The following is a 12,112-nucleotide window of genomic DNA, read 5'->3' on the forward strand; positions in this document are numbered from 1 at the left end:
CACGGGGCGCCCCCTTCCTTTTGTCTGGCGCCCGCGGCCGATTTGACTCCGCGCCGGTCCGGGACTAGCCTTCCGCCGCTCGTGCCGGTCCGCGATCCACGCCCACGTACCCGATGACGGAAGACCTCAGCACCTTCGCGCTCCTCTGCTTCACCTCGCTCATCGCCATCATCAACCCGCTGAGCGCCGCGCCCATGTACCTGGCGCTCACCGACGGCTACACCCCGGGGCACCGGCGGCGCACGCTGCGCAACGCCATGCTCACCGCCTTCGCCGTGCTGGTGGTGTTCGCCCTGCTGGGCGGGACCATCTTCCAGATCTTCGGGATCACCATCCACGCCTTCCGCATCGCCGGCGGGATCATCTTCTTCGGGATCGGGATGGACATGCTCCAGGCCAAGCGCTCGCGCGGGAAGGCCACACAGGAGGAGGAGGAGGAGGGACGGCAGAAGGAGGACGTGGGGATCACCCCGCTGGGGATCCCCATGATCACGGGGCCGGGGGCGATCACCACGGTCATGGTGCTGATGACGCAGGCGACGACGACGCCGCGCGTCGCCGTCGTCTTCGCCTCAGTGCTGGCGGTGCTGGCGATCGCCTACGCGGTGCTGCACGCCGCGCCCCGCATCGTCCGCTTCTTCGGACAGACGGGGCTCAACGTGATGACGCGGATCATGGGGCTGCTGGTGACGGTGATCGCCGTGCAGTTCATCGTGGACGGCACGCGTCCCATCCTGGTGGGGATCCTGCGGCAGGCGGGGGTGGGGAGCTGACCGGGCGGCAGCCGCTCAGACCACACCGCACCGGGACGCCCGCGACTACGGCTGGGGAGGGTCGGCGCGGGGGAGCCGGTGAATCTCGCAGACGAGGTTCACGGCCTCTTCGAAGAGCTCGGGACGGAGGCGGGGGTACAGGCTGCGGGCGCACTCCTCCACCTCGGTGCGGGTGGAGCCGGGCCGCACCGCGGTGCGGATGGCCTGCACGCGGGCCTCGCGGAGCAGGCGGGCGGTCTGCTCGGAGCGGCGCTGGCGCGCCGCGGCCATTTCGGCGGCGAGATCTACAGTGGACAAACGCGACCTCCGGATAGGGGAACCGCCAGGCTAGGATCCCAAAGATAACACCTCCGCGCCCGTGTGCCCATTCCGTCGAGGACGGCTACCGGCCGTCCAGCTCGTCCGGGTCCACCGGGTCGTCGATCACCTCGGTCTCGCCCTGCTCCAGCTCCTCCAGCGAGAACTCGGTCTCGCCGCTCCGCGCCCGCGCCGCGGCCAGCTCCAGGAGGTCGAGGAGCGCGTCGTGGCCGGGGGATCGCTCCATGTCGTACTCGGTCTTCTCGTACTCGCCGGCCAGGTAGCGGGCCATGAACTCGTACATGCTCTCCCGGTCCACCTCGTAGACCGCCTCCTCCTCGTCGCCCGCGGGCGCCTCCCGGACGAAGTGGCGGAACCGGTCCTCGGCGTCCAGGGTGTCGTGGAACTCGAAGGGGCCGAGCTGGAACAGGTGCCGGATGCCGCCCACGGCGTTCTCCTGGTACTCGGCCTCGGAGCTCTTGCGGAACATCGTCTTCTCCTGCTGCGGGAACGTGAAGACCGGCGCTCCGCAGCAGGATGCGGGCCGCGCGACGCCGCCGCGGCCGCTCCCCCTGGAAGAAGCCGCGCGCACCGCGTAGCTTCCCGGCCGGCCGGCACACCGGCCGCAACCGTCCCACCGGAGAGGCGAAGCGATGCTGGCGTTCCCCACCCGCACCCTGATCCTGGGGCACCGCGGCGCCCCGCTGGAGGCGCCGGAGAACACCTTCGGCGCCTTTCGCATGGCGGTGGAGGCCGGCGCGGACGGGGTGGAGCTGGACGTGCAGCGCTCCGCCGACGGAGCCCCGGTGGTGATCCACGACCTCACCCTGGACCGCACCACGGAGGGGCGCGGCGAGGTCCGCGCCCACAGCTGGGCCGAGCTGGCGCGGCTGCACGCCGGGCCGGGGGAGCCGCTGCGCCGCCTGCGCGAGGTGGCCGACTGGGCCGCGGGATCCGGCGCCTGGCTGAACGTGGAGCTGAAGGGCGAGGGGACCGAAGCCGCCGCGCTCGCGGCGCTGGAGCGGGCCGGCGTCCTGGAGCGCACCTTCGTCTCCTCGTTCCTCCCCACCGTGGTGCTGGAGGTGGGAAGGCTGGCGCCCGGCGTGCGCCGCGCCATGGTGACCGAGGTGTGGGACGCCACGGTGGCGGAGCTGGTGCGCGACTGCGGCGCCGGGGGCGTGTGCATCCACCGGGCGCTGGCGACCCCGGAGCGGCTGGCGGAGCTCGCCGCCGCGCGGCTCCCCACCGTCGTCTGGACGGTGGACGACCCGGCGGAGATCCGGGCACTGCTGGAGGCCCGCGTCGCCGCCATCATCACCAACGACCCGCGCACCGCAGTCGCCGTGCGGCGCGACGCGGGCGGCTGAGCGGGGGGCGCATGGCGCGCCCCTTGCCATTCCCGCCCCCCGCACCGCCGGCCTCCGCGCCGGCCGCTTTCGTATCCAGCACCACCTGACCACATGCTGCTCGCGACCGCCATCGCCCTGCTCGCCTTCCAGGGGACCCCCGCGCCCGCGGCGCAGGACACCGTCCCCGACGCCTTCGACTCCCCCGCCACGCGCGAGCTGGTGGAGCGGGTGACGCGGGCGGGCTCCGTCATCCCCGAGGAGCTGGCCGACTACCGGGCCGACTACCGCAGCGCGGTGTACCTGTCGCTCCGCCCGGACTCGGCGCTGGCCGGCGAGGTCCCCGTCACGGTGGACGAGTTCGCGGGGACGCTGCGCTGGGAGCGCGGCGGGAGCCTGCTGCAGGAGGTGGCGGGGCACCGCGTGCGGATGCTGGCGCCCACCCCGTACAGCGTGGGGTCGCTGCTGGAGCAGCCCTGGATCGTGCCGCACCTGTACGGGCAGACCATCGACCTCTTCCAGCTCTCCCCCACCCCGGCGCCCACCGCGGCCGGGCGCACGGTCCGGCGCATCTCCCGCGCGGTGCACCCCTTCTCCGCGCGCGGGATGCAGCTCTACCGCTACTCCGTGAGCGACACCGTGCGGGTGCGGACCACGGAAGGGATCGTCAGGCTCGTGACGGTGGACGTGCGCCCGCGGGCCGTCCAGCAGAGCGACGCGCCGCAGATGGTGGTGGGCTCCTTCCAGGTGGACCTGGACCGTGCCGCCATCGCGCGGGCGCGCTTCGGCTTCGCGGAGCCGGGGGGGCGCTTCCGGCTCACCCGCACGGGGGTGTTCTTCGAGATGGAGAACGGGCTGGTGCAGGACCGCTTCTGGCTCCCCTACCGGCAGCGCCAGGAGATCCAGATCTCCTCCCCGCTCTTCGGCGGGGCGGCGGCGATCCGGGTGGCGAGCACCCTCTCCGGGTACGACCTGAACACCCGGTGGTCGCCGGAGGAGCCGGGGCGGGCGGCGCTGGTGCGGCGCGACCGGGGCGGCGACGCGTTCCGGGGGTGGGGCACGGTGGGCGAGGGGATCGGCGACTTCGACATCGCCGACTTCAACGACCTGGCCCGCGAGACCACCGGCGCCGCCGCGCGCGACGAGGGGCGGGTGCGGGTGAGCTTCCTGCCGGAGCGCGGCGAGCACTTCTTCCGCTACAACCGGGTGGAGGGCCCTTTCCTGGGCGGCGCCGTCGGCGTGGAGCAGGCGCTGCCGGACGGCGCCGCCTGGCAGGTGTACGCCACCGCCGGGTGGGCCTTCTCGGAGGGGACCGCGCGGGGCGAGGCCACGGCGCTGTGGATCGACGAGAGCACCGGCCCCTTCGGGCAGCGGGAGGGATGGAGCGCGTCCGGGGGGGTGTACCGCCGGCTGCGCGACACGCAGGCCTTCCGCCCCGCCTTCCGCTGGGACCTGGGGTACTCGCTGAACGCCGCCCTGGGCGGGTACGACATCCTGGACTACTACGACGCCACCGGCGTGGAGGCGGCCGCCGGGATCCGCCGCGGCCGCCTGACCGGACGGCTGGGCGGGCGGTGGGAGCGCCACGACTCCGTCACCCGCAACACCGACTCGTTCCTGTTCGGCCGGGCGCGCCGCTTCCCCGAGGTGGCCCCCGCCGATCCCGGAACGCACGCCGGGGTGGAGGGCGAGCTGCGCTACGGCGTGGGCGGCGGCGCCTTCGCGCTGGGGAACAGCCTGGTCGCCTCCCTTCGCGGCGAGGCCGGGTTCGCGGACTGGAGCTTCGGACGGGTGACCGGGCTCCTGGCAGCGCGCCGCTCCCTGGGCCCCTTCGTCACCCTGGCGCTCCGCGGCGACGCGGGGCACGTGGCGGGCGACGTCCCGCCGCAGTTCCTGATCCGCTTCGGCGAGGCCGAGGGGCTGCGCGGCTACGAGCCCAACGAGTTCGGCGGGACGACGGCGGCCATCGGGCGGGCGCGGCTCCTCCTCTTCCTCCCACCGTACACGCAGGAGCCGCTGGCGCGCGCCGGCTTCTTCATCGTCCCCCCGCTCCGCCCCGCGCTGGTGCTCTCCGGCTCCAGCGCCTGGGCCGACGTGGCCGACCGCTCCGCCGACGAGCTCTTCCGCGTGGGCTCCCGCCCCACCGATGGCGCCCGCCGCACCGTGGGCATCGGCGTCAGCATCTTCGAGGACGCCTTCGCCGTGGAGTACTCGAAGCCGCTGGAGGAGGGCGAGCGGGGGCGGTGGACGGTGGGGCTGGTGTCGTGGTTCTGACAGAGTGCGAAACTGCGTGAGTGCGTGAGTGCGAAAGTAGAACGGCGGGGCCCCTGCCCGACACCTCGCACCTCGCACTCCAGCACTTCGGTTCCGGTCCCGTCCTTGCAACCCGCGGCACCCTGCAGACCGGCAGTCCAGACCTCACGCGAGCACGGAGCGGAGCAATGTCCTCGATCAACCGTCCCCTGGCGGGCCCCATGATGACCTTCGACCTCCGCGAGCAGCTGCAGTCGCTCCGGGGGGAGGAGGCGTACAGGCGGAGCGGGCGCGCGGGCCGCACCCTCGCCAAGTCCGGCCGCTTCCGTCTCACCCTGGTCGCCATGGCGGAGGGGAACGAGATCGGGACGCACCAGGCGGACTCGCCCATGACGCTGCACGTGCTGGAGGGCGCCATCCACTTCCGCGCGGGCGAGGGGAGCCACGACCTGCGCGCCGGAGAGGTGCTCTTCTTCGGGCCGGGAGACGCGCACGACATCCGGGCCTCGGAGGCCAGCGCGCTGCTCATCACCATCTCCGCCGTGGGCGACGACCACCTCATGCAGCACCCGGGCGACTACCCGTCCGGCGCCGAGGGGAACGCGGCGTCCTCCTGAGGCGCCGGGGGCGGCGTGCTTGCGCCGCCCCCGGTCCCGCTCTACCATTCGGCATCGCGCCACCCGCGCCCCCCCTCTCCCGCCGTTCCGTGAAGCCCCAGCGCCACGCCGTCATCCTCGAGCTGATCCGCACCCGCCGCGTCCCTTCGCAGGAGGTGCTTCGCGAGCTGCTCGCCGAGCGGGGGATCGACGTCGCCCAGGCGACGCTCTCGCGCGACATGCGGGAGCTGGGGCTGGTGAAGCTTCCGGACGACCAGGGCGGCTACGTGTACTCGGTGCCCTCCAACGTCACCGATCCCACGCCGACCCTCCCGCGGCTCCTCCCCACGCTCTACCTGGGCGCGGACGGGGTAGGGAACCTGTTGATCGTGCGGACGCTCACCGGGGGCGCGCAGCCGATCGCCGTGGCGCTTGACCGGGAGGAGTGGCCGGAGGTGGTGGGGACCATCGCAGGGGACGACTCCATCCTGCTGGTGCTGCGGAGCCCGGACCAGCTCGGGCCGGTCACCCGCCGGCTGGAGGAGATCGCCGGAGTGTGATCCCGTTGTGCAGTAATAGTTTACACTCAAGTCTCTCCCTGAGATTATTTCCAGACAGCAATCCAGGAGAGTGCGCCCGCCGTGTCCCGTAACCACTTATACCCGGGCGCTTTACGCTCCGCCGTCCACGCGAGTGCGTCTGAAGCTCCCCCGGTTGACAATCTCCTGGCCTGCCTGGTAGTCTTTTTACGTCTAAAATGAGCGGCGCTCAGGGGAAGCGAGCCCGCACGCCGTAGCGTCCGGGCTCCACACTTCCCCCTGCCGCCCAACTGGACGCCGCCCGCAGCGGAATGCCCCGCGGGCGCTCTCCTGGCCGTCTCTTCCGCCCCGCGCCCCTTCGCGAGCGCCCGGGGCTCTCGATCCGTTCGGATCTGCGCCGGACCTGAATCGCAACGCGCCGCCGGCACCGCCACGCCCGCTCCGCCACCGGCGGAAGGAGACTCTCACTCGCAGCCCGGTCCGTCCGCTTCGCAGTCGGTCGCCTTCAGTTGTCTCAGGAGAACACTACATGAGATCCTTCGTTCGTCGCGGATCGCTGCTGGGGCTCGCCGTGGTGGCGCTGCTCGCGGCGGCCGCAGCTCCCTTGGCCGCGCAGGCGGTCGGGACCGTCCGGGGCACGGTTACCGACGCCGGCAGCCAGAGGCCGCTCGCCGGTGCGCAGATCACGATCGTCGGCTCCGCCCGGCGCGCGGTCACCGGCGAGACGGGTGAGTACGCCATCGCCAACGTCCCCGCGGGTCCGGCGCAGGTCCGAGCCGAGATGATCGGCCATACCGCCGCTACCCGGTCCGTCACGGTGGGCACCGGCCAGACTGCCCGCGCCGACTTCGCCCTCTCCACCAGCGCGCTGGAGCTGGACGCCCTGGTGGTTACCGGCACCGCCGGCGCCACGCAGCGCCGGGCCATCGGGAACGCGGTGAACAGCATCTCCGCGGAGGAGCTCACCGCGAAGGCCCCCATCACCAGCGTCACGCAGATGCTGCAGGCGCGAGCCCCGGGGCTGAGCATCAGCCCCGGCGCCGGCACCTCCGGCACCGCCGCGCAGATCCGCATCCGCGGACAGAGCTCCCTGGCCGGCGCGCAGATCCCCATCTTCATCGTGGACGGGGTGCGGATCAGCAACGTCCAGAGCGGGTACGCCGTCTCCGGCCAGTCCCGCAACCCGCTGGACTTCATCAACCCCGACGACATCGAGAGCATCGAGGTGGTGAAGGGGCCCGCGGCGGCGACCCTGTACGGAGCGGAGGCGGCCAACGGGGTGATCCAGGTCATCACCAAGAAGGGGCGCAAGGGCCAGCAGGGGCTCCAGTGGAACGCGAAGGCCGAGTACGGCCAGATCGACTGGACCATCGAAACGCCCACCAACTGGACGCTCTGCTCCAACGCGCGCGTCCGCAACTCGGGGAGCGGCGCGGTGGGCTCCTTCCCGGGCTGCGCCGGGGTCGACACCACGCTGGCCGCGGGCGACGAGCGCCGGATGATCAGTGCGAACCTGCTGCAGGAGGCGGGTGCGCTGCGCCAGGGCGACCTGAGGAACTACGTGCTCAGCGCGCGGGGCGGCGGGGACCGCTACTCCTTCTTCGTCTCGGGCGACCGGCTCCAGGAATCGGGGGTCCAGTACAACAACGAGAACTCGCGCACGAGCGGCCGGGCGAACTTCACCGTCAACCCGCTGTCCACGCTCGACCTGGCGGTGACCGTCTCGTACGCCCGTACGCATTCGCAGCTGCCGCTCAACGACAACGCCTCGAACGGCGTGCTGCGCAACGCGATCCGCGGCGTCCCCGGCCGCCAGGGGAACTACGGCATCGGCTGGCTGGGCCTTTCTCCGGCCGAGGCGAACATCTATGACAACCAGCTGCGTGCCGACCGCTTCGTCGGCGGCGCGACCGTGAACTGGACGCCGCTCAGCTGGTTCAGGAACCGCCTGGTCGCGGGCGTGGACCACAACGTCAGCGTCGGCACCGTGTTCTACCCGATCTGGCGCGGCACCGCTCCGCCCCCCTTCGGCGTGGACCGCGCCGGCGGCGAGATCAACCAGTTCACGCCGGAGCGCCACAGCTACACCCTCGACTACGCGGGCACCATCAGCAACACCCTCCCCTGGGGCGACGTGAGCTCCGACTTCTCCTTCGGCGCGCAGCTGAACGCCCGCCGCTACGAGTACACGGAGGCGATCGGCACCGGGCTGGTGTCGGACGACGTGCGGCTGGTCGGCACCGCCGCGATCATCAAGGGCGACACCTGGCTCTCGGAGCAGACCTCGCTCGGCTTCTTCGTGCAGGAGCAGGTCGGTCTTTCCAACAAGCTCTTCCTGACCGGGGCGCTGCGGGTGGACGACAACTCCGCCTTCGGTGAGGACTTCTCGACGGTGATCTACCCGAAGCTCTCCGCCTCGTACGTCGTCTCGGACGAGCCCTGGTTCCGGCTTCCCCGCGTGGACAACCTCCGCCTGCGCGCCGCGTGGGGCCAGGCGGGCAACTCGCCGGCCCCCTTCTCCGCCGACCGCACCTACGGCGGGGCCACGCTGGTGGAGGCCAGTGGCAAGACCACCCCGGCCCTGCACGCGGCGGCGTACGGCAACCCGAACCTCAGGGCCGAGACCGGCTCCGAGGTCGAGCTCGGGTTCGAGAGCTCCCTCTTCGACGGCCGCGCCGGCGTGGACTTCAGCTATTACAACAAGCGCACCTTCGACGCGCTGATCCCGATCCCGGTGCCGCCGTCGTCGGGCTTCGGCGGGCTCAACCAGCCCGGGAACATCGGCTACCGCACCCGGCTGGAGAACGCGGGCGAGATCGCGAACTCGGGGATCGAGCTTTCGCTCTTCGGCACTCCCGTGGAGTCGCGCGCCCTGACGTGGGAGGCGCGCGTGGGCCTTTCCACCAACCGCAACGAGCTGGTGGACCTGGGCGGCCTGGAGCCTCAGCTCCGTGGCGACTTCGCCACCACGCAGTGGATCCGGGAGGGCTACCCGCTGGGCAGCTACTTCGGCATCCAGGTGCAGCGCAACGAGGACGGCACCACAAAGAAGAGCGCGAACGGCCGCGGCCTGCTGAGCACCGACACCGTCTACATCGGATCGTCGACTCCCACGCGCGAGGCCTCGCTGGCGAACACGCTCACCCTCCTGGGCAACCTCCGCTTCTACGTGTTCGCCGACTACAAGGGCGGCAACTACATGTGGAACGCGGGGGAGTTCATCCGCTACTCCAACGGCGTCTCCAGGATCGGCGCGAACCCGGCGCTGGACCCCGAGGTGTACGCGGAGCGGACCTCCGGCTCCACGCTCCCCTTCGTGACCAGGGCGGACTTCGTGAAGCTGCGTGAGGTCTCGGTGTCCTACACCATCCCGCAGCGGCTGACCCGGGGCTTCGGCACCGACGAGCTGACCTTCATGCTCTCCGGCCGCAACCTGGCGATGTGGACCAACTACCTGGGGATGGACCCGGAAGTGAACTTCAACGGGATCGCGAACACGGCGGGCTTCGGCTCGGTCGACCGCTCCGACTACATGTCGGTGCCGATGCTGCGCCGCCTTCAGGCCTCCATCAGCGCCCGCTTCTAAGCCCTTGCGACCTCCAAACGGCAGAACCATGAACCACAAGAGCTACAAGCGCCGGCTCGCAGCGCTGCTCCCGGCCGCGCTGCTCGCCACCGCACTGGGGGCGTGCAGCGACCTGCTGGACGTGCAGAACCCCGGCGCCGTGCTGGACGAACAGCTCGGCGACACGGTGAACGCCTCGCTGATGGCGAGCACCGTGGTGAGCGATTTTCAGTACATCTACGACGACATCGCCCGGAACAGCAGCTGGTTCAGCGACGAGATGGTCACCGGCCACAACTTCGTGGGCTACCGTGAGTGGGACGGGCGCATCATGAAGGAGGAGCGGACGGAGCTCCACAGCGTCTACACCTTCCTCCACCAGGCGCGCTTCTCCGCCGACACCCTGGCCGGACGGTTCAACAGGCTCTTCCCGCAGCCGACCGCCGAGCAGAGCCTGGATCTGGCCCGGATGCGCGCGTACGGCGGCTACAGCTACGTCCTGCTGGGTGAGCTCTTCTGCGAGAGCCCGCTGCAGCCGGATGCGGCGGCGGTTTCTTCGGACGATATCCTCCGGCGCGGCATCAAGCGCTTCGAGCAGGCGATCGCCGCGGCCAGCACGGCCAAGGCGGGCGGGGTAAGGGCGGCGCGTGCCGACTCGCTCCTGAACCTGGCGCGGGTGGGTGCGGCGCGTGCCTACCTGGACCTGGGGAACAAGGCGAAGGCGATCGAGTTCGCTTCGCAGGTGCCGGCCGGCTTCGAGTTCCGGACCTTCTACGGCGAATCGAAGGACGCCCTGGAGAACATCTTCTTCGCGTCCAGCAACGGCGCGAACCAGAACCTCGGGGTGGACGTCACCTTCCGGAACCTGAACGACCGCCGCGTGCTGCACACCCGGACCTCCCGGACGGGGCACAACGGGGCCACCCCGCTCTTCCGACCCTACCAGGCGCCTTCGTTCAGCGGCTGGGTGGCGAGCGGAGACACGGTGCCCTTCCAGAAGACCACCAGCATCCGCTTCTCCTCGGGGCTGGAGGCGCGGTACATCGTGGCCGAGGCGGGCGGGATGACGGATGCGCAGCTGCTGGCGTTCCTCAACGAGCGCCGCGCGGTTGGGGGTCAGCCGGCGCTCACCGCGCTCCCGGCGAACCCGCAGGCCGAGCTGCGCGACCAGCGCCGACGCGACTTCTTCCTGGACGGCCACCGGGTGGGCGACCTCCGGCGGTACAAGAGGTTCTACGGCGTGGACCAGTGGCCCAAGGGCCAGCACCCGGATCCCTTCATCGGGACCTATGGGACGGCGGAGTGCTTCGTTCCGCAGCTGAACGAGAAGCTCGGCAATCCCGCCTACTGAGCCGGTGAAGAAGCGTAGGACACGAAGGCCCGGCGAGAATCTCGCCGGGCCTTCGTGCGTCCGGGGCCAGCCAGGCACGTCAGTTCGCCGCCAGGCCGATCAGCCGCTGCACCTCTTCCAGGATGCGCCGCGGGGTGCAGGGCTTGGGGAGGTACCCCTCGCCGATCGAGAGCGCCCGCGCCCGGTCGCGCTCCAGGGCGTGCCCGGTGAGGATCACCACGGGGATGGACGCCGTCTCCGGGTCGTCCTTGAGCTGCTCCGTCGCCGCCCACCCGTCCAGGACGGGGAGCGTCACGTCCATCAGGATCAGGGCCGGGTGCTCCACGCGCGCGCGGCGGACGCCCTCCTCCCCGTCCACGGCTTCGACCACGCGATAGCCGTGATGCTGAAGGAAAAGAGAGCAGATGTTCCGGCTGTCGCTGTCGTCGTCGACCACCAGGACGGTTTTCTGCGGCTCCACTGCACCTCGGCGGGAAACGGAGGGGGTAGCTCGCGTCGGGAACGGCGCGGGAGGCGTGAACGGCGAGATTTGTAGAATGTATGTGCCGGGACCCCCCGGAGCGCAAGACTTTCGCTCACCCCGTCGCTTCAGGTGCGCCATTCCACGCTAGCCCCTCCGCCGCCGGGCGACTCGGCTCCGGCGGCGGGACGGGATCACCGGCTTCAGCGGGGCGGCGAGGGGAGGAGCTCGGCGCAGACGATCTCCATCCGCTCCGCGCTGACCCCGTACATGCGAGCCATGTAATCGAGGGTGACTCCATCGTCGCGGAGCTCGCGGAGGTGGTCCGCGGCCAGGCTGCGGATCAGGCGCTCCACCGGCTCGGGCTCCGGGGCGCGCGGTATGCGGCTGCGGAGCGGGGCTGGGACGGGGTCTTCGGGGCGGGAGTCGGCCCCGGGCTCCCGGGGCTGGTCGGGCTCCCCCCCGCGGCTGCGCAGGGAGTCGATGCTCTGGATCATGCGGTTCCTCTGCCTTGCGGCGTGCTGCGATGTCGCCAGAAAATGGGGGGCCTATGTAGCGCATTTCGCGTGCCGGGAGCAGGGGCCCACGCGCAGCCATGCTGCACCTCCCTTGAGGCAACTCCGCGCCCCTCGTAGATTTGCCCGTCCACCACCCGATCCACGCGCCGGAGACCCATGACCCGAACCTGTCCCTCGTGCCAGAAGCCGGCCACCGGCCGCTTCTGCTCCAGCTGCGGCGTCGCCGTGGACGCCGAGTGCCGCGAGTGCGGGAACGCCCTCCCGCCGGGCGCCCGCTTCTGCAACGAGTGCGGAGCCGCCGCGGGCGGCCCGGCCGCCGCCCCGGACGCGGCCCCCGCCTCCCGCGCGAACCTGGTCCCCTGGGCGGTGGCCGGGGTGGCGGTGCTCGCGCTGGCCGCGGTGCTGGCCTGGGCC

At 71.5% G+C, this 12,112-nt stretch carries 12 protein-coding genes; 8 read left to right on the forward strand and 4 right to left on the reverse strand.

The genetic code is table 11. The features are described from left to right. Positions 1-113: 113 nt before the first annotated feature. Complete coding sequence (locus VGR37_19565) at positions 114-773, forward strand: MarC family protein (GenBank protein ID HEV2149608.1); 660 nt, start codon at positions 114-116, stop codon at positions 771-773. Between the two features lie 45 nt (positions 774-818). Here the strand turns inward: VGR37_19565 and VGR37_19570 are convergent, their stop codons facing one another. Both VGR37_19570 and VGR37_19575 read right to left on the reverse strand, forming a co-directional pair. After that, positions 819-1,070 (reverse strand): hypothetical protein, encoded by a 252-nt coding sequence (locus VGR37_19570; protein ID HEV2149609.1) that lies wholly within the window; start codon positions 1,068-1,070, stop codon positions 819-821. 85 nt (positions 1,071-1,155) lie between these two features. Next, positions 1,156-1,560, reverse strand: coding sequence for a hypothetical protein (locus VGR37_19575; protein ID HEV2149610.1), 405 nt, complete (start codon positions 1,558-1,560; stop codon positions 1,156-1,158). A gap of 163 nt (positions 1,561-1,723) precedes the next feature. Between VGR37_19575 and VGR37_19580 the strand changes: the two genes are divergently transcribed. The 6 genes from VGR37_19580 (at position 1,724) to VGR37_19605 (ending at position 10,720) form a co-directional block, all read left to right on the forward strand. Then, positions 1,724-2,437, forward strand: a complete 714-nt coding sequence (locus tag VGR37_19580) for a glycerophosphodiester phosphodiesterase family protein (protein ID HEV2149611.1) — start codon at positions 1,724-1,726, stop codon at positions 2,435-2,437. A gap of 93 nt (positions 2,438-2,530) precedes the next feature. Beyond that, complete coding sequence (locus VGR37_19585; GenBank protein ID HEV2149612.1) at positions 2,531-4,690, forward strand: hypothetical protein; 2,160 nt, start codon at positions 2,531-2,533, stop codon at positions 4,688-4,690. A gap of 167 nt (positions 4,691-4,857) precedes the next feature. Beyond that, on the forward strand, positions 4,858-5,286 hold the full coding sequence (locus tag VGR37_19590; protein ID HEV2149613.1) for a cupin domain-containing protein: 429 nt from the start codon (positions 4,858-4,860) through the stop codon (positions 5,284-5,286). Between the two features lie 89 nt (positions 5,287-5,375). Further along, complete coding sequence (locus VGR37_19595) at positions 5,376-5,825, forward strand: arginine repressor (GenBank protein ID HEV2149614.1); 450 nt, start codon at positions 5,376-5,378, stop codon at positions 5,823-5,825. Positions 5,826-6,333: 508 nt separating this feature from the next. Beyond that, complete coding sequence (locus VGR37_19600) at positions 6,334-9,390, forward strand: SusC/RagA family TonB-linked outer membrane protein (GenBank protein HEV2149615.1); 3,057 nt, start codon at positions 6,334-6,336, stop codon at positions 9,388-9,390. 28 nt (positions 9,391-9,418) lie between these two features. Continuing rightward, positions 9,419-10,720 carry a hypothetical protein gene (locus VGR37_19605; GenBank protein HEV2149616.1) on the forward strand — a complete coding sequence of 434 codons (1,302 nt, stop codon included), beginning with the start codon at positions 9,419-9,421 and terminating at the stop codon, positions 10,718-10,720. A gap of 79 nt (positions 10,721-10,799) precedes the next feature. Here VGR37_19605 and VGR37_19610 read toward each other — a convergent pair whose 3' ends face one another. Beyond that, on the reverse strand, positions 10,800-11,180 hold the full coding sequence (locus tag VGR37_19610) for a response regulator (GenBank protein ID HEV2149617.1): 381 nt from the start codon (positions 11,178-11,180) through the stop codon (positions 10,800-10,802). Between the two features lie 203 nt (positions 11,181-11,383). Further along, the gene (locus VGR37_19615; protein HEV2149618.1) at positions 11,384-11,677 is read right to left on the reverse strand and encodes a hypothetical protein; all 294 of its coding nucleotides are present in this window, start codon (positions 11,675-11,677) and stop codon (positions 11,384-11,386) included. A gap of 177 nt (positions 11,678-11,854) precedes the next feature. On the opposite strand from VGR37_19615, the gene VGR37_19620 reads away from it, so the two are divergent. Beyond that, positions 11,855-12,112: zinc ribbon domain-containing protein (locus VGR37_19620; GenBank protein HEV2149619.1), on the forward strand; the 258-nt coding region annotated here is incomplete at its 3' end.

This window comes from Longimicrobiaceae bacterium (assembly GCA_035936415.1).
Lineage (GTDB): Bacteria > Gemmatimonadota > Gemmatimonadetes > Longimicrobiales > Longimicrobiaceae > JAFAYN01.

Excerpts from the sequence above, each read along its gene's own strand:
- VGR37_19565 (HEV2149608.1), top strand. The coding sequence starts at position 114 with ATGACGGAAGACCTCAGCACCTTCGCGCTCCTCTGCTTCACCTCGCTC.
- VGR37_19575 (HEV2149610.1), bottom strand. The coding sequence starts at position 1,560 with ATGTTCCGCAAGAGCTCCGAGGCCGAGTACCAGGAGAACGCCGTGGGC.
- VGR37_19580 (HEV2149611.1), top strand. The coding sequence starts at position 1,724 with ATGCTGGCGTTCCCCACCCGCACCCTGATCCTGGGGCACCGCGGCGCC.
- VGR37_19585 (HEV2149612.1), top strand. The coding sequence starts at position 2,531 with ATGCTGCTCGCGACCGCCATCGCCCTGCTCGCCTTCCAGGGGACCCCC.
- VGR37_19590 (HEV2149613.1), top strand. The coding sequence starts at position 4,858 with ATGTCCTCGATCAACCGTCCCCTGGCGGGCCCCATGATGACCTTCGAC.
- VGR37_19600 (HEV2149615.1), top strand. The coding sequence starts at position 6,334 with ATGAGATCCTTCGTTCGTCGCGGATCGCTGCTGGGGCTCGCCGTGGTG.
- VGR37_19605 (HEV2149616.1), top strand. The coding sequence starts at position 9,419 with ATGAACCACAAGAGCTACAAGCGCCGGCTCGCAGCGCTGCTCCCGGCC.
- VGR37_19615 (HEV2149618.1), bottom strand. The coding sequence starts at position 11,677 with ATGATCCAGAGCATCGACTCCCTGCGCAGCCGCGGGGGGGAGCCCGAC.